Source organism: Mycobacterium asiaticum (assembly GCF_001673635.1).
GTDB classification, from domain to species: domain Bacteria; phylum Actinomycetota; class Actinomycetes; order Mycobacteriales; family Mycobacteriaceae; genus Mycobacterium; species Mycobacterium asiaticum_C.
Genome location: NZ_LZMH01000052.1, coordinates 118524 through 135539, shown reverse-complemented (window position 1 = coordinate 135539; position 17016 = coordinate 118524). Strand labels below are relative to the sequence as shown.

Below are 17016 nucleotides of genomic sequence, written 5' to 3'. Positions count from 1 at the left end.
GCGTCGGCGATGTCGAAGAAGTCGATACCCGTCTTGACGCCGATCTTGTCGAACACCCCGATCAGCGCTTCCACCGGAGCGTTACCGGCTCCGGCGCCGAACCGGCGCACGCTGCCGTCGATCTGCTTGGCGCCGGCGCGTACCGCCTCGACCGAGTTCGCGACTCCGAGCCCGAGGTTCTCGTGCCCGTGGAAACCGACTTCCGCATCCGAGCCCAACTCGTCGACCAGCGCTGCCACCCGGTCGGCGACTCCGTCGAGCACCAGCGCGCCGGCGGAGTCGACGACGTAGACGCATTGGCAACCCGCGTCGGCCATGATGCGGGCCTGAGCGGCCAGCTTCTCCGGCGGAATGGTGTGGGCCATCATCAGGAACCCGACGGTCTCCAGGCCCAGCTCGCGAGCCAGCCCGAAGTGCTGAATGGAAACGTCGGCCTCGGTGCAGTGGGTGGCGATGCGGCAGATGGAGCCGCCGTTGTCCTGCGCCTGCTTGATGTCCTCTTTGGTGCCGACGCCCGGCAGCATCAGGAAGGCGATCTTGGCGTCGCGCGCCGTCTCGGCGGCGAGCTTGATCAGTTCCTGGTCGGGCGTCTTGGAGAACCCGTAATTGAACGACGAGCCGCCCAGGCCATCCCCGTGCGTCACCTCGATCACCGGTACGCCGGCGGCGTCGATCGCCGTCACGATCGCCTGCACTTCGTCCTTGGTGAATTGGTGCCGTTTGTGGTGCGACCCGTCGCGCAGCGAGGTGTCCGTAATCCGTACATCCCAGATCGAGGGTGAAGTCATCGTGCGCCTCCCGTCACGGCCAGCGTCTCCTTGGCGATTTCCTCGCCCACCTTGGTCGCGGCCGCGGTCATGATGTCCAGGTTGCCCGCGTACGGCGGCAGGTAATCGCCGGCGCCCTCCACCTCCACGAACGTGGTGACCAGCGCCTGGCCGCCGGAGTTGATCGACGGTTCGTCGAACTGCGGCTCGTTCAGCAGCCGGTACCCCGGCACATACGTCTGCACCTCGGCCACCACCTCGTGAATGGACTTGGCGATCGCGTCGCGGTCGGCGTCCTCGGGGATGGCGCAGAAAATCGTGTCGCGCATGATCATCGGCGGGTCGGCCGGGTTGAGGATGATGATGGCCTTGCCGCGGGCGGCGCCGCCGATCGTCTCGACTCCACGCGATGTGGTTTTGGTGAATTCGTCGATATTCGCCCTGGTGCCCGGGCCTGCGGAGACGGAAGCGACGGACGCCACGATCTCCGCATACGGGACGTCGACCACCCGGGACACGGCGTAGACGATCGGGATGGTCGCCTGTCCGCCGCAGGTGATCATGTTGACGTTCGGCGCGTCCAGGTGCGCGCGCAGGTTGGCCGGCGGAATCACCGCCGGTCCGACCGCCGCCGGAGTCAGGTCGATGGCGCGGATACCGGCCGCCTCGTACTTGGGCGCCGCATCCTTGTGCACGTAGGCACTGGTCGCCTCGAACACCAGGTCGGGCTTCTCCGGCTGTTCCAGCAACCAGTCGGCGCCCTTGTGGCTGGTCTCCAACCCGAGCTTGCGAGCCCGCGCCAGACCTTCGCTCTCCGGGTCGATGCCTACCATCCAGCGCGGTTCCAGCCAGTCCGACCGGAGCAGCTTGTAGAGCAGATCAGTGCTGATGTTGCCCGATCCGACGATGGCAACACTGGCCTTTTCCGGCATGTGAACGCTCCTTACCCGATGGTCGCGGCGTGACCTTTTCAAAGACTTATTCAAACGCCAAATGGACGGCACCCAGTCCCGCGAAGTCGGCGACGAATTCGTCGCCCGCCCGCGCGTCGACGGCGAAGGTGCATGATCCGGGTAACACGATGTCACCCTTTTTCAGGCGCACGCCAAAACTTTCCACCTTGCGGGCCAGCCAGGCCACCGCGGTGACCGGATTTCCCAGCACAGCGTCGCTGCGACCTTCGGCGATCAGCTCCCCGTTGCGGGTCAGCTTCGCGTCAATCCCCTTGACGTCGATGTCGTCAGGTGACACCCGTGCCGCTCCCAGGACGAAGCCCGCCGATGACGCGTTGTCGGCGATGGTGTCGCAGATCTTGATCTGCCAGTCCTTGATCCGGGTGTCGATCAGCTCGATCGACGGCACCAGAGCTTCGGTTCCGGCCAGCACGTCGTCTTCGGTGCATTCCGCGCCGGGCAGATCGGCCGACAGGATGAAGCCGACCTCGACCTCGACCCGCGGCAGCAGGTAACGCGACGTCTGCACCGCGACATCCTCGAACACCTGCATGTCGTCGAGCAGGTGCCCGTAGTCGGGCTCGTTGACGCCCATCATCTGCTGCATCACCTTCGACGACAGCCCCACCTTGTGCCCGACCACCCGGGCACCTTCGGCGACGCGCTGCCGGATGTTGATCAGCTGGATCTCGTAGGCGTCGACGACGTCGATATCGGGGTAGGCGGCCGTCAACGGGGCGATCGGCTCGCGGCTCCGTTCGGCCTGGGCCAGGTCGGCCGCAAGCTCGTCACGGGTCCCAACATCGAGCATTTGCCGAAGTCCCCTCGTTCTCGTGACCGGGCCAGTAGCGCCCGACCCGGGCAATTCTATAACGTGTTCTACATGACAGCACAGGAGTACGACGTCGTCGTGGTCGGGAGCGGCGGCGCCGGCATGGTGGCTGCCTTGACCGCCGCGCACCGCGGCCTCTCGACAGTAGTCATCGAGAAGGCGCCGCACTTCGGCGGCTCGACCGCCCGCTCGGGCGGCGGAGTCTGGATTCCCAACAACGAAGTTCTCGAGCGCGCCGGCGTCAAGGACACCCCGGAGGCGGCCCGCACCTACCTGCACGGCATCATCGGCGACGTCGTCGAGCCAGAGCGCATCGACACCTACCTGCAGCGCGGGCCCGAGATGCTCTCGTTCGTGCTCAAGCACACCCCGCTGAAGATGTGCTGGGTGCCGCGCTACTCCGACTACTACCCGGAGGCGCCGGGCGGGCGGGCCGACGGGCGTTCGATCGAACCGAAGCCGTTCAACGCCCGCAAGTTGGGTCCCGACGAGGCCGGCCTGGAACCCGCATACGGCAAGGTCCCACTGAACGTGGTTGTGATGCAACAGGACTACGTACGGCTGAATTTGCTCAAACGCCACCCCCGCGGTGTGCTGCGCAGTCTGAAGGTCGGGGCGCGGAGCATGTGGGCAAAGTCGACCGGCAAGAACCTCGTCGGCATGGGCCGGGCACTCATCGCGCCCCTGCGAATCGGGTTGCAGCAGGCGGGGGTTCCGGTCGTGCTCAACACCGCGCTGACCGATCTGCATGTGGAGGACGGCCTGGTGCGCGGGGTCTATGTGCGAGACACCGCGGCGTCCGAATCCGCCGAGCCGCGCCTGATCCGGGCCCGCCGTGGCGTCATCCTGGCGTCCGGCGGGTTCGAGCACAACGAGCAGATGCGGGTGAAGTATCAGCGCGCCCCGATCGGAACGGAGTGGACGGTCGGCGCGAAGGCGAATACCGGTGACGGCATTGCCGCGGGCGAAAAGCTAGGCGCAGCCTTGGATTTCATGGAAGATGCCTGGTGGATCCCCACGGTGCCGCTGGTGGGTGCGCCGTGGATCGCTCTCTCTGAACGCAACTCCCCGGGCGCGATCATGGTCAACATGTCGGGCAAGCGGTTCATGAACGAGTCGCTGCCCTACGTCGAAGCCGGCCACCGCATGTACGGCGGCGACCACGGCCAGGGCCCGGGACCGGGTGAGAACATCCCCGCCTGGCTGGTGTTCGACCAGCAATACCGCGACCGATACATCTTCGCGGGTTTGCAGGCAGGCCAGCGGATTCCACGCAAGTGGACGGAGTCCGGCGTCATCATCCAGGCTGACACGCTGGAAGAGCTGGCCACCAAGGCTGGCCTACCGGTCGACGAGTTCATGGCTACGGTCAAGCGCTTCAACGGCTTCGCCCGCACCGGCGTCGATGAGGACTTCCACCGCGGCGAAAGCGCCTACGACAAGTACTACGGCGACCCCACGAACAAGCCGAACCCGAACCTCGGCGAGCTCACCCACGCCCCGTATTACGCTGCGAAGATGGTGCCCGGTGACCTCGGCACCAAGGGCGGCATTCGCACCGACATCCATGGCCGTGCCCTGCGCGACGACGACAGCGTCATCGGAGGCCTCTACGCCGCAGGCAATGTCAGTTCACCGGTGATGGGGCACACCTACCCCGGACCCGGCGGCACCATCGGACCGGCCATGACGTTCGGGTATCTGGCCGCACTGCACATCGCGGAGGCCCGGTAATGCCGATTGATGTCGAGGTCGCTCTCGCCGCCGAGCTTGATCCGATTGAATTCTCCTGGACCAGTAGCGACATCCAGCTCTACCACCTGGGCTTGGGCGCCGGCGCGGACCCGTTGGACCCGCGTGAACTGCGTTACCTCATTGACGACACGCCGCAGGTGTTGCCCACCTTCGGCAATGTCGCCGCGTCGTTCCACATGACAAAGCCGCCCACCGTTCAATTCCCCGGAATCGACATCGAACTCAGCAAGGTGCTGCACGCATCGGAGCGCGTGGAAGTGCCGGGACCGCTGCCCCCTTCGGGTTCGGGTAAGGCCGTCACCCGGTTCACCGACATCTGGGACAAAGGCAAGGCCGCGGTGATCTGGAGCGAGACGACGGTGACCGCACCCGACGGCAGCCTGCTGTGGACGCAGCGGCGGTCGATCTTCGCCCGCGGTGAAGGCGGATTCGGCGGTGACCGCGGACCCTCAGGTTCGGACGGCGCCCCCGACCGTGCGCCCGACCTCGAGCTCGCGGTGCCCATCCTGCCGCAACAGGCGCTGCTTTACCGGTTGTGTGGCGACCGCAACCCACTGCACTCCGATCCCGAATTCGCTTCCGCCGCAGGCTTTCCCGCGCCGATCCTGCATGGGCTGTGCACCTACGGCATGACCTGCAAGGCGATCACCGATGCGCTGTTAGACGGGGATGCTGGCGCGGTGGCGGCCTACGGCGCGCGTTTTGCGGGCGTCGCATATCCCGGTGAGACGTTGCAAGTCAACGTTTGGAAGGAAGACGGCCGGTTCCTGGCCGGCGTCGTCGCACCCGCGCGCGACAACGCCGTGGTGTTGAGTGGCGTCGAGTTGGTGCCGGCCTAACGCCCGGCCCCGACCCTAACGCCCGCCCCCGCCTATCGCCGCCGAGCGTCACGCTGGCGTGGCGCTCGCTGCCCACAGCCACAATGCCGTGACGCGCGGCAGGCTTTCGTCAGAATGGCTTGACGGGCAAATACTTTCCGTTCAGGGTGATCACCGCGCGCTCGCCGCCCTCGGGGTCCGGCACCTTGGTCACATCGAGCTTGAAGTTGATGCCGCTGATAATGCCGTCGCCGAACTGCTCGTGGATGATCGCCTTGAGCGTGGTCCCGTAGGTCTGGATCATCTCGTAGAACCGGTAGATCGTCGGGTCGCTAGGCACGCCCCCAGGGATGCTGCCCCTATACGGGATCGTCTGCAGCAGCCTCGCCCCGTCATCGCCAAGACCCAGCAGGTCGGCGACGGCAGTGGCGGCCTCCCTAGGCAATGCGTGTTGACCAAGCACTGCGGCGGTGGTGAAAACAACGGATAGGCCGGCTGCGTCGGCAATGTCTTGCCACGTCAGATTCTTCGTGACCTTCGCGTCGACTGCGGCGACGGCCAGAGCTTGCCGTGCGCCGGGGTTGAGTTGTGCATGAGTCATTGGATTTTCCTTTCGCTGTGACTACACATCGACGATGCGCGCACTGGTGCCATAGTGTCCAAGACCCATTTCTGATCGATCTAATTGGTTTCATCTATAGTTGCTTCATGCAGCCGGAACTGCGTCACCTCCGATATCTGCAAGCCGTCGCCGCCCACGGGAACTTCACCCGCGCAGCCCAGGACCTCCATGTCTCCCAACCGACGTTGTCCCAACAGATTCAGCAATTGGAGCGCGGCATCGGTGCGCAACTGCTCGACCGCAGCGGCCGCTCGGTGCGCCTCACCGATGCCGGTCAGGCTTACCTCGAACATGCCCAGCGGGCGCTGCGAGAACTCGCCGCCGGCCAACGAGCTGTGCACGACGTAACCGACCTCTCGCGGGGCCATCTGCGGCTTGCCGTCACCCCGACCTTCACCGCTTATCTGGTCGCGCCGCTGATCGCCGAACTACACCACCACCACCCCGGCATCACTGTGACGATTAGGGAAATGAGCCAGGAAAGCATGGAGAACAAGCTCTTGGCCGACGAACTCGACCTTGGTGTTGCCTTTGACCAACCGCACGTGCAAGGGGTCAGGGCCACAACGCTTTTCACAGAGACGCTGATCGCCGTCGCAGGCGTCTCTAGTACCGTTGAGCGGCTGACGGCCAAGACGGTCGAACACCAGCCACTGGCCCTGATCACTACCGATTTCGCCACCCGCGACCACATCGACGCTTACTTCACCCAGCACCGCATCGCACCTCGAATCGTATTGGAAGCCAACTCGATTCAGGCACTAATCGAAATAGTCCGGCACACTTCGCTGGTCACCGTCCTGCCCGACGCGATCGCCGCCCGCCACCTGCAGCTCCGCCCGGTCCCTCTGGAGCCGCCCCTACCGACGCGGACGGTCACACTGCTCGCCCACGAAGGCACCTATCAAACCGCCGCCGCCCGAGCGTTCGCACGCCTCACCCGCGAGTATGTGTCACGGGTCATGCCACAGCGGTGACTACCCCAGGATCAGCCCCGACGTCGGCACACCCGTACCGGCAGTCACCAGCACGTGCTCAACATCCGGCACCGGGTTGACCGAGGTGCCACGCAATTGCCTTACACCCTCGGCGATTCCGTTCATGCCGTGGATGTATGCCTCACCAAGCTGCCCGCCGTGGGTGTTGATCGGCAACCGCCCACCCACCTCGATCGCACCGTCGGCGACAAACTCCTTGGCCTCACCGCGCCCGCAGAAGCCCAACTCTTCCAACTGAATCAGCGTGAACGGCGTGAAGTGGTCATAGAGCACCGCGGTCTGGATGTCGGCCGGTGACAGACCCGACTGCGCCCAAAGCTGTTGTCCCACCAGACCCATCTCGGGCAACCCGAGTTCGGGTCGGTAGTAGCTGACCATCGTGTACTGGTCGGGACTCGATCCCTGGGCCGCCGCCTCGATGACGGCCGGGCGGTGCTTGAGATCCCGAGCCCGCTCCACCGACGTCACCACGATCGCCACCGCGCCGTCGGTCTCCTGGCAGCAGTCCAGCAACCGTAACGGCTCGGCGATCCACCGCGAATTCTGGTGATCCTCAATGGTTATCGGCTTCTCGTAGAAGTAGGCCTTGGGGTTCTTGGCGGCATGCTTGCGGTCGGCCACCGACACCGCGCCGAAGTCCCGGCTCGAAGCCCCGGACCAGTGCATGTAGCGCCGGGCGATCATCGCCACCTGCGCGGCCGGCGTCGAGAGCCCATGCGGATAGGAGAACGAGTTGTCCACCCCGGTCGAGTCGGCGTTCTCGGTCAGCCGGGTCTGCACCTGACCGAACCGCATCCCGGATCGCTCATTGAACGCCCGGTATGCCACCACCACGTCAGCCACCCCGGTGGCGACCGCAATCGCGGCCTGCTGCACCGTCGCACACGCAGCGCCGCCACCGTAGTGGATCTTGGAGAAGAATTTCAGGTCACCGATCCCGGCGGCACGTGCCACCGCGATTTCGGTGTTGGTGTCCATGGTGAAGGTGGTCAGACCGTCGACATCGGCCGGCGTCAACCCCGCGTCGTCCAATGCGTCCCGCACCGCTTCGGCGGCCAGCCGCAGCTCGCTGCGACCGGAGTTCTTCGAGAAGTCGGTGGCACCGATCCCGACGATGGCAGCCTTTCCCGACAGCACTACGAACCCCCAAGAGTCAATGTCACCGTAGCGATCACGTGATTGCCAAGACTGTTGGCGCCCACCACCTTCACCGTGATCAAACCGTCCTCGACGGCGGTCACCTCACCAGAGAAGGTCACCGTGTCGTAGGCGTACCACGGCACGCCGAGCCGCAGCCCGACCGACTTGATCAACGCCGACGGACCTGCCCAGTCGGTGATGTAGCGCTGCACCAGCCCGGTGTCGGTCAAAATATTGACGAAGATGTCCTTGGAACCTTTGGCCTGCGCCAAGTCGCGGTCGTGGTGCACATCCTGAAAATCTCGGGTAGCCAAGGCCGTCGAAATGATGAAGGTCGGGGTTCCTTCGAGCTTCAACTCGGGCAGTCGCAGGCCGACTTCCACCACAGGTGCACTCATGCGTCCGGCTCCCACGCGTACAGGGTCCACTCCGGCCCGGAATCACCGGCCGGGAAATCTATATACGTTGCCCGCACCGGCATTCCGATCTCGACGGCAGCCGGGTCGACACCCCGCAACTCGCCCAGCATCCGCACACCCTCCTCCAGCTCCACCAGAGCGATCACGAACGGCAGTGTGCGGCCCGGCACCTTGGGCGCATGGTGCACCACGAAACTGAACACCGTGCCGCGACCGCTGGCCACCTCATATTCGATGGGTGTCGCGGGGTCCTGCCAGATCGCCGGCACCGGCGGGTGCTGCAACGTACCGTCGGCAAGTTTCTGGATGCGCAACTCGTGCGCGTTGACCCCTTCCCAGAAGAACGCGGTGTCGCGCGACGATGCGGGACGCATCATGGCGTCGGCATCCAGGTCCTCCGGCACCGCGGCACCAGACGACGGCGCGGCCGGCTTGAACTTGAGGATGCGCCAATTCATCTCGGCTACATCCTCATCACCTACCCGCCAGGTGATGAGTTGGTTGATGAAGTAGCCCTCACCGAGCGCGGTCTGCTTGGGCCCCACCACATCGCGCATCTCCGAAACGATGCTTACCTGCTCACCGGGCCGCAGATAGCGGTGGTAAGTCTGCTCACAGTTGGTCGCAACCACGCCGACGTATCCCGCGTCGTCGAACAGTTGCATGATCGGGCCCATGGGATCGTCGGTAGGGCGCTCGCCGCCCTGACCGAACATCGTCCACACCTGAATCATGGCTGGTGGGGCCACGATCCCAGGATGACCGGCAGCCTTGGCCGCTGCTTCGTCCACATAAATCGGATTGTGGTCGCCCAGCGCTTCGACCCAGTTATTGATGATCGGCTGGTTCACCGGATCCCGCGCTTCGCGCGGCTTGGCGACGACCGTCGCGATTACCTCTGCGATGGCCTCCTGCAGTTCGCTCATCGAGGCACCCTCGGCACCTTCAGGCCTGCGGCAGCGATCATTTCACGCATGACTTCGTTGACGCCCCCGCCGAAGGTGATCACCAGGTTGCGCTTGGTCTGGGAGTCCAGCCACTCGAGCAGCTCGGCGGTTTCGGGCTCGGCCGGGTTACCGTACTTGCCGACGATCTCCTCGGCGAGCCGCCCGATGTACTGAATCTTCTCGGTGCCAAAGACTTTCGTCGACGCGGCATCGGCCACGTTGATGTCCTCGCCCGCGGCGGCGACCTGCCAGTTCAGCAACTCGTTGATCCGCCACATCGAATAGATTTCGCCGAGCGCCCGTTTGACGTCCTGGTGATCGATAGGGGTGACGCCGTCGCCACCGGGCTTGGACGCCCACGCGTGCACACGGTCATAGATGCCCGCGGTGCGCCCGGCCGGCCCCAGCATCACCCGCTCGTTGTTGAGCTGCGTCGTGATCAGCCGCCAGCCGCCGTTCTCCTCCCCCACCAACATGTCGGCCGGCACCCGCACGTCGTTGTAGTAGGTGGCGTTGGTGTGGTGGGCGCCGTCGGACAGTATGATCGGCGTCCAGGAGTAGCCGGGGTCCTTGGTGTCGACGATCAGAATCGAAATGCCCTTGTGTTTTACGGCTTCGGGGTCGGTGCGGCAAGCCAGCCAGATGTAGTCGGCGTCGTGCGCGCCGGTGGTGAAGATCTTCTGCCCGTTGACGATGTACTCGTCGCCGTGCCGCACGGCCGTCGTCCGCAACGACGCCAGGTCGGTGCCCGCGTCCGGTTCGGTGTAGCCGATCGCAAAGTGCACCTCACCGGCCAGGATCGCCGGCAGGAACTTCTTCTTCTGCAACTCGCTGCCGAACTGCTGCAGCACCGGACCTACCGTCTGCAGCGTGACTGCGGGCAGCGGTACGTCGGCCCGGTGCGCCTCGTTGACGAAGATCGACTGCTCAATCGGCCCAAATCCCAGACCGCCGTACTCTTTTGGCCACCCGACACCAAGCTTGCCGTCTTTGCCCATCCGGCGGATCACCGCGCGGTAGGCCTCGTTGTGACGGTCCTGCTCCATCGCCTTCGCCTCATCGGACGAAATCAGATTCGAGAAGTATTCCCGTAGCTCCGCCTGCAGCTGACGCTGCTCCGGAGTCAAGTCGATGAACATCAGACTCCCACCAAATCGAGACGATGCGAGGGCCCGCCCAACAACCGGGTCAGGTCCTTGATCGTGGAGTAGTACCGGTGCATCGGATAGGTGATATCCATGCCCATCCCGCCGTGCAGGTGGTGACAGATCTGCATCACCGGCGGCGCCTGCGACGCCAGCCAGTATCCGAGCACGTCCAGGTCGGAATCGGCATCCCGGCCCTCGGCCAGCTTCCAGATCACCGCCTTGGCCGCCAAATTGATTGTGCGCGAGGCGATGTAGACCTCCGCCAACTGCGCCGCGACCGTCTGGAATGTCGACAGCGGCTTGCCGAACTGCTTGCGGTTGGCGACGTAGTCCGCGGTCAGTCGCAGCGCCCCGGCCACCAGGCCGTCCGCGTACGCGCCGATCATCGCCAGCGCCAACTGATTCACCCGGGCCGGTGAAGCGCCGGCCAGAACGTCAGACTCTGCGACCGCGACGTCGTTGAATGTCACCGAGTACTCGTCGGAACCATTCGACGTCGGCGTCCGGACCAGTTGCACACCATCGGCTTTCGGTGACACCACCACCACCGCGGTGTCGGCCGTCACCAGCATCCAGTCCGCGGCTTCGGCGTACCCGACGCTGACCTTCACGCCCGACAACCGGCCACCACTGAACGTCACCGCGGGCCGATCCGGCAGCGCCCGGCCGGGCTCGTTGAGCGCGGCGGTGAGCACCCCGCCTTTGGCTACCCCGGCCAGAAAACGGTCCTGTTGCTCCTCGGAGGCCAGGTCGAGCAACGGCACCACACCGAAACCGAGGGTGGCCAGTGCCTCGGTGATCGCGCCATGCCGTCCGAGTTCGGTCAGCACCGTGCCCACTTCCGAAAGCCCTACCCCGTCACCGCCGAGGCGTTCGGGCACCGCCAGAGCCGTAACACCACCGTCGGCCAGGGCTTTCCAGGTCAGGTCACGCTGCATGACCGACGTGACAACGTCGGCGACGGCCTCCTGCTCTGCGGAGAGATCGAAGTCCATCGTGATCAGTGCGCCACCGGGCACTTGCCGGTGTAGTCGACCTGCCAATGCTTGATGCCGTTCAGCCACCCCGACCGCAGCCGTTCGGGCTTGGACAATGGCTTGAGGTCCGGCATGTGATCGGCGACGGCGTTGAAGATCAGGTTGATCGTCATCCGCGCGAGGTTGGCGCCAATGCAGTAGTGCGCCCCGGTGCCGCCAAAACCAACGTGCGGGTTGGGGTTTCGCAGGATGTTGAACGAGTACGGATCCTCGAAGACCTCTTCGTCGAAATTGGCCGAACGGTAGAACATGATCACCCGCTGGCCCTTCTTGATCTTCACCCCGGACAGTTCGTAGTCCTCGAGCGCCGTGCGCTGGAAGCAGGTGACCGGGGTAGCCCAGCGGACGATCTCGTCGGCGGCCGTCTCCGGGCGCTCCTTCTTGTAGAGCTCCCACTGGTCCGGGAAGTCGGCGAAGGCCATCATGCCCTGGGTGATGGAGTTGCGGGTGGTTTCGTTGCCGGCCACCGCCAACATCACCACGAAGAAGCCGAACTCGTCATCGGAGAGCTTCTCGCCGTCGATGTCGGCCTGGATCAGCTGGGTGACGATGTCGTCGCCGGGGTTCTTGGCCCGCTCTTCGGCCATCTTCATCGCGTAGCCGATCAGCTCCGCCGATGACATCTTGGGGTCGATGTGCGCGTACTCCGGGTCGTCGTTGCCGGTCATCTCATTCGACCACTCGAACAACTTGCCGCGATCCTCCTGCGGCACCCCGAGCAGACCGGCGATCGCCTGAAGCGGCAATTCGGCGGAGACCTGCTCGACGAAGTCACCGGTGCCCGTCGCCAGCGCCTCCTGGGCAATCTTCTGGGCACGCTCGTGCAATTCGTCCTGCAGGCGTCCCACCGCGCGCGGCGTGAACCCGCGGGAGATGATCTTGCGCAACCGGGTGTGGTGCGGCGCATCCATGTTCAGCATCACGAACCGCTGCACCTCGATGTCCTCGCGCGCGATGTCGTTGTTGAACCGGGGGATCACACCGTTCTCGTAGCTGGAGAAGACGTCACTGCGGCGCGATACCTCTTTGACGTCGTTGAGCTTGGTGATCGCCCAGTAGCCACCGTCATGGAACCCGCCGCAGTTTTCCGGGTCCTGCTCGTTCCACCACACCGGAGCGGTCGCCCGCACCTCAGCAAACTCTTCGACCGGAATACGCTCGGTGTAGATGTCGGGGTCGGTGAAATCGAACTTCGGGGGAAGATTGGGGCTGGGCACGCTAGTTCTCCTAACTACAGTCTCCAGTGACTGGCTTGCGTCTCACGATCCCAGGACACTAGCTGTCCTAGTGATGCTCTGTTGCCAGTAAAACATGCCTCCACCGCAGACAAAAGGCGTCGGAGCATCCTCGCTTGTCATAGTAATGAAACGTGTTCTAGCCTGGCCTCATGGGTAACCCGGTAATCGTCGAGGCCACTCGCAGCCCGATCGGTAAGCGCAACGGCTGGCTATCCGGTCTGCATGCAACCGAGCTGCTGGGCGCGGTGCAGAAGGCGCTGGTGGAAAAGGCCGGCATCGACGCCGGCGATGTCGAACAGGTCATCGGCGGCTGCGTGACGCAGTTCGGCGAGCAGTCCAACAACATCACCCGGGTGAGCTGGCTGGTGGCCGGGCTGCCGGAACACGTGGGCGCCATGACGGTGGATTGCCAGTGCGGCAGCGGCCAGCAAGCCAACGGCCTCGTCGCGGGCCTGATCGCCGCCGGCGCCATCGACATCGGCATCGCGTGCGGCATCGAGGCGATGAGTCGCGTCGGGCTCGGCGCCAACGCGGGTCCCGACCGCAGCATCCTGCGGCCCGCGTCGTGGGACATCGACCTGCCCGACCAGTTCACCGCCGCCGAGCGGATCGCCAAGCGACGTGGTATCACCCGCGACGAGATCGACGAGTTCGGCTACGCCTCGCAGGCCAAGGCGAAGCAGGCCTGGACCGAGGGCCGCTTCGACCGGGAGATCTCCCCGATCGAAGCGCCGGTGCTGAATGAGAACAAGCAACCGACGGACGAGCGCGCGCCCGTGCACCGCGACCAGGGTCTGCGCGACACCACGTTGTCCGGCCTGAGCCAACTCAAGCCGGTGCTCGAAGGCGGCATCCACACCGCCGGCACGTCGTCCCAGATTTCCGACGGCGCCGCGGCGGTGTTGTGGATGGACGAGGACAAGGCCAAGGCACTGGGCCTTCGGCCGCGGGCCCGGATCGTCAGTCAGGCGCTCGTCGGCGCCGAGCCGTACTACCACCTCGACGGTCCCGTCCAGTCCACCGCGAAGGTGCTGGAGAAGGCGGGCATGAAGATCGGCGACATCGACATCGTCGAGATCAACGAGGCCTTCGCTTCGGTGGTGCTGTCCTGGGCACGGGTGCATGAGCCCGACATGGACCGGGTCAACGTCAACGGCGGCGCCATCGCGTTGGGGCACCCAGTGGGCAGCACCGGCAGCCGGCTGATCACCACCGCCCTGCACGAACTGGAGCGCACCGACAAGAGCACGGCACTGATCACCATGTGCGCTGGCGGCGCCCTGTCGACGGGCACCATCATCGAGCGCATCTAGCCGCTCGGTGCTCGTTTCCGACGAGAGCCGCATCGCGGCGGCGCAGACCTACATCGACGCGCTGGTCAGCCACGACGCCGATGCTGTTCCGTTCGCGGCCGGATGCACCCGCACCGAATTGGGCGTGAAGAACGGTTTCTCCGGAAATCATCTGCGGCGCGGCTTGAATCGCGGGCTCCAATACCGCGTCATCGCGGACGCGACGCCGCCGCGTTACCGCATAGAGGGCGACCGGGTGCACGCCGAATACGACGTCCTGAGCAAGGCGGCGCTCGGCGGTCGGCGCGTAGCGGCGCGCGTCACCGAAACGTTCGTGATCCCGGCCGAGAGCCCAACCGGCAGGGCTGAGATCCACCACATCGACGCCCGTTTCAAGCCGTTCATCCAGCATTAGGATCGCCCCATGCCGAAGTCCCGACCGCGGTTTCTGAATTCGCCGTTCAGCGACCACTTCATCAAGTGGATGTCCCGGGCCAACACCTGGATATACCGGCGCAGCAACGGCAAGCTCGGCGGCACGATCCAGAAGGCCCCCGTCGCACTGCTGACCACCACCGGCCGCAAAAGCGGTGAACCGCGGGTGAGTCCGTTGATCTACGTCCGCGACGGCGACCGCGTCGTGGTGCCCGCGTCGCGGGGCGGCTCCGACAAACACCCGCTGTGGTACCTGAACTTGAAGGCCAACCCGAAAGTCTCGGTGCAGATTCGCGACGAGGTGTTGCAGCTGCGGGCGCGCGATGCCACTCCCGAAGAGCGCGAACGGTACTGGCCCCAGTTGGCTGCCGTATATCCGCCGCTCGACGACTACAAGACGTGGACCGAACGGGAGATACCGCTCGTCATCTGCGACCCCTAATATTTGCGCATGACCGATCGGCTGAACGACATCGTCTCTGCCCAATACGAGAAGTGGACCTACCCCGAACCGATTCAGGACATCGAGGAATGGCTCACTTCCGGATGGCAGTGGCTTGACCCGAGCCATGCGCACGGGATCTTCTGGCCTGACCGGGAATATCGCCCGGGCCTGGACATCCTGATCGCCGGCTGCGGCAGCAACCAGGCCGCCATCATCGCCCACACCAACCCCACCGCCAGGGTCGTCGCCATCGATGTCAGCCAGCGCTCACTCGATCACGAGCAGTACCTCAAAGACCGGCACGGATTGACGAATCTGGAGCTGCACCGGCTCCCGATCGAGGAAGTGTCAACGCTTGGGCTGGATTTCGACCTGATCATGTCGACCGGGGTACTGCATCACCTCGCTGATCCCGACATCGGCATGAAGGCGCTCGCCAAGTGTCTGCGGCCAGGCGGGGCCGTCGGGCTGATGCTCTACGCGCGCTACGGGCGCTACGGAGTTGAGTTGCTGCAGTCGGTGTTTCGTGATCTCGGGTTGCACCAGGACGAGGACGGCATCCGGATCGTGAACGAAACCATCTCGATGCTGGACCCCAAGCACCCCTTCCTGATCTACCGCGATTCGGCGCCCGACCTGTATTACGATGCCGGGCTGGTCGATACGTGTCTGCACGGCCGCGACCGCAGCTACACCACCGGCGACTGCATCGAGCTCGTCGAATCGGCCGGACTGGTGTTTCAGCGATGGTTCCACAACGCGCCGTACTACCCGCACGACATCAACAACCTGTCATCGCCGGCGAACGAGTTCTACCAGATCATGACCGCGCTACCCGAAGTGAAGATGTGGTCGGTGCTGGAACGGCTCCGGACAGCCAATTCCTGCCACTTCTTCATCGCTGCGCACCCGGATAGGCCCCGGGAAAGCTACGCCATCGACTTCGCGTCGCCGCAAGCCCTCGACTACGTCCCGCAGATGCGCTTCAACTGCAACCTGAACGGCGCCGAGATTCACCGACCGCATTGGGACATGACCCTCAATGGCGCCGAATTGCCGTTCGTGCAAAACATCAACGGCCAGCGCACCATCCGGGAGATCGCTGCCGTCGTGGCCAACGGCGAAACCGACACGTTCAAGCTCGAGCTGTACGAGAACTTCGCCCGCGGGTTGTTCCGGTCGTTGTGGCGGCTCGACTTTGTGGAGATGAGCCTGGCAGCGGTGCGCCCGTCTTGACTGCCTAAGAACCCGCCCCGTACACCGGGACCGGTGTCCGCGCCTTGGCCAGCAGGTCGGTCACGACGGGTCCCAGCTCGGCGGGGTCCCATCGTGCGCCCTTGTCGATCTGCGGCCCGTGCGCCCAACCCTCGGCCACCCGGATCAGGCCCGCCTCGACTTCGAACACCTTGCCGGTAACCTCGCGCGATTCGACGCTGCCCAGCCACACGACCAGCGGCGACACGTTTTCCGGCGCCATCGCGTCGAACCCGCCGTCCTCCGGCGCGGCCATCGTTTCGGCGAACACTGCCTCGGTCATCCTGGTCCGCGCCGCCGGAGCGATCGCATTGACGGTGATCCCGTAGCGGCCGAATTCCGCCGCGGCCACCAGGGTCAGCGCGGCGATACCGGCCTTGGCGGCGGAATAGTTGCCCTGGCCGACGCTGCCCTGCAGGCCGGCGCCGGAGCTGGTGTTGATGATCCGGGCGTTCAGCTCGTCGGGACCGACGGTGCCGGACTTGATCTGCCGGCGCCAGTAACCAGCGGCGTGCCGCAGCGTGGCGAAGTGACCCTTCAGGTGCACCCGGATGACGGCGTCCCACTCACTTTCGCTGGTATTCGCCAACATTCGGTCACGGATGAAACCTGCATTGTTCACCAGCACGTCCAGGCCGCCGAAGGTGTCGACGGCCGTATCGATCAGGTTCTGCGCACCCGTCCAGTCCGCGACGTCGTCACCGTTCGCGACGGCCTCGCCCCCGGCCGCGACGATCTCGTCGACCACCTGCTGCGCGGGGCTTTCGCCGGCGGATCCGTCCAGGCCCACACCGATGTCGTTGACCACCACACGCGCGCCCTCGGCCGCGAAGGCCAACGCGTGCGCGCGGCCGATACCGCGACCCGCTCCGGTGACAATGACCACCCGGCCGTCAACCAAACCCATATTCTCCGT

The 17016-nt window shown here is 65.0% G+C and carries 18 protein-coding genes; 7 read left to right on the top strand and 11 right to left on the bottom strand.

Going from position 1 to position 17016, the window contains the following annotated elements; genetic code table 11:
- The 3 genes from dmpG to A5645_RS15475 form a co-directional block, all read right to left on the bottom strand.
- Window positions 1-788 (bottom strand): 4-hydroxy-2-oxovalerate aldolase (gene dmpG, locus A5645_RS15485; RefSeq protein ID WP_065130139.1); only part of this gene is annotated, 788 nt, incomplete at its 3' end.
- The gene (locus A5645_RS15480) at window positions 785-1699 is read right to left on the bottom strand and encodes an acetaldehyde dehydrogenase (acetylating) (protein ID WP_065036174.1); all 915 of its coding nucleotides are present in this window, start codon (window positions 1697-1699) and stop codon (window positions 785-787) included. The genes dmpG and A5645_RS15480, both read right to left, overlap by 4 nt.
- A gap of 46 nt (window positions 1700-1745) precedes the next feature.
- On the bottom strand, window positions 1746-2531 hold the full coding sequence (locus tag A5645_RS15475; RefSeq protein WP_065036173.1) for a 2-keto-4-pentenoate hydratase: 786 nt from the start codon (window positions 2529-2531) through the stop codon (window positions 1746-1748).
- Between the two features lie 72 nt (window positions 2532-2603).
- Between A5645_RS15475 and kstD the strand changes: the two genes are divergently transcribed.
- On the top strand, window positions 2604-4286 hold the full coding sequence (gene kstD / locus A5645_RS15470; protein ID WP_065130148.1) for a 3-oxosteroid 1-dehydrogenase: 1683 nt from the start codon (window positions 2604-2606) through the stop codon (window positions 4284-4286).
- The gene (locus tag A5645_RS15465) at window positions 4286-5146 is read left to right on the top strand and encodes a MaoC family dehydratase (protein ID WP_065036172.1); all 861 of its coding nucleotides are present in this window, start codon (window positions 4286-4288) and stop codon (window positions 5144-5146) included. The genes kstD and A5645_RS15465 overlap by 1 nt, the downstream gene beginning before the upstream one ends.
- A 109-nt stretch (window positions 5147-5255) precedes the next feature.
- On the opposite strand, the gene cynS is transcribed toward A5645_RS15465, so the two are convergent.
- Window positions 5256-5726, bottom strand: coding sequence for a cyanase (gene cynS, locus A5645_RS15460; RefSeq protein ID WP_065036171.1), 471 nt, complete (start codon window positions 5724-5726; stop codon window positions 5256-5258).
- A 107-nt stretch (window positions 5727-5833) separates the two neighbouring features.
- Between cynS and cynR the strand changes: the two genes are divergently transcribed.
- Entirely contained in the window at window positions 5834-6724 is an 891-nt protein-coding gene (cynR, locus tag A5645_RS15455; protein WP_065130138.1) for a transcriptional regulator CynR, read from the top strand.
- Here cynR and ltp2 read toward each other — a convergent pair whose 3' ends face one another.
- From ltp2 to A5645_RS15425, 6 genes are read right to left on the bottom strand one after another with little or no spacing between them, the layout of a single operon-like run.
- Window positions 6725-7882: a 17-hydroxy-3-oxo-4-pregnene-20-carboxyl-CoA lyase gene (ltp2, locus tag A5645_RS15450; protein WP_065036169.1), complete on the bottom strand. Its 1158-nt coding sequence runs from the start codon at window positions 7880-7882 to the stop codon at window positions 6725-6727.
- The gene (locus tag A5645_RS15445; RefSeq protein WP_065130137.1) at window positions 7882-8283 is read right to left on the bottom strand and encodes a MaoC family dehydratase; all 402 of its coding nucleotides are present in this window, start codon (window positions 8281-8283) and stop codon (window positions 7882-7884) included. The genes ltp2 and A5645_RS15445 overlap by 1 nt, the downstream gene beginning before the upstream one ends.
- Window positions 8280-9230, bottom strand: a complete 951-nt coding sequence (locus A5645_RS15440) for a bifunctional MaoC family dehydratase N-terminal/OB-fold nucleic acid binding domain-containing protein (RefSeq protein WP_065036167.1) — start codon at window positions 9228-9230, stop codon at window positions 8280-8282. The genes A5645_RS15445 and A5645_RS15440 overlap by 4 nt, the downstream gene beginning before the upstream one ends.
- Complete coding sequence (gene fadE29 / locus A5645_RS15435) at window positions 9227-10390, bottom strand: acyl-CoA dehydrogenase FadE29 (RefSeq protein WP_065036166.1); 1164 nt, start codon at window positions 10388-10390, stop codon at window positions 9227-9229. The genes A5645_RS15440 and fadE29 overlap by 4 nt, the downstream gene beginning before the upstream one ends.
- Complete coding sequence (locus tag A5645_RS15430; RefSeq protein ID WP_065130147.1) at window positions 10390-11394, bottom strand: acyl-CoA dehydrogenase family protein; 1005 nt, start codon at window positions 11392-11394, stop codon at window positions 10390-10392. The genes fadE29 and A5645_RS15430 overlap by 1 nt, the downstream gene beginning before the upstream one ends.
- Before the next feature lie 5 nt (window positions 11395-11399).
- The gene (locus A5645_RS15425) at window positions 11400-12653 is read right to left on the bottom strand and encodes a cytochrome P450 (RefSeq protein WP_065036165.1); all 1254 of its coding nucleotides are present in this window, start codon (window positions 12651-12653) and stop codon (window positions 11400-11402) included.
- A 170-nt stretch (window positions 12654-12823) separates the two neighbouring features.
- Between A5645_RS15425 and A5645_RS15420 the strand changes: the two genes are divergently transcribed.
- The 4 genes from A5645_RS15420 to A5645_RS15405 are packed head-to-tail and all read left to right on the top strand — an operon-like array spanning window position 12824 to window position 16082.
- Window positions 12824-13987 (top strand): steroid 3-ketoacyl-CoA thiolase, encoded by a 1164-nt coding sequence (locus tag A5645_RS15420; RefSeq protein ID WP_065130136.1) that lies wholly within the window; start codon window positions 12824-12826, stop codon window positions 13985-13987.
- A gap of 7 nt (window positions 13988-13994) precedes the next feature.
- Window positions 13995-14381 carry a DUF8021 domain-containing protein gene (locus A5645_RS15415; protein WP_065036163.1) on the top strand — a complete coding sequence of 129 codons (387 nt, stop codon included), beginning with the start codon at window positions 13995-13997 and terminating at the stop codon, window positions 14379-14381.
- A 9-nt stretch (window positions 14382-14390) separates the two neighbouring features.
- Window positions 14391-14843 carry a nitroreductase family deazaflavin-dependent oxidoreductase gene (locus A5645_RS15410; RefSeq protein WP_065130135.1) on the top strand — a complete coding sequence of 151 codons (453 nt, stop codon included), beginning with the start codon at window positions 14391-14393 and terminating at the stop codon, window positions 14841-14843.
- Window positions 14844-14852: 9 nt separating this feature from the next.
- Window positions 14853-16082, top strand: coding sequence for a class I SAM-dependent methyltransferase (locus tag A5645_RS15405; protein ID WP_065130134.1), 1230 nt, complete (start codon window positions 14853-14855; stop codon window positions 16080-16082).
- A 4-nt stretch (window positions 16083-16086) separates the two neighbouring features.
- On the opposite strand, the gene A5645_RS15400 is transcribed toward A5645_RS15405, so the two are convergent.
- Window positions 16087-17007 (bottom strand): SDR family oxidoreductase, encoded by a 921-nt coding sequence (locus tag A5645_RS15400; protein ID WP_065036160.1) that lies wholly within the window; start codon window positions 17005-17007, stop codon window positions 16087-16089.
- Window positions 17008-17016 lie beyond the last annotated feature (9 nt).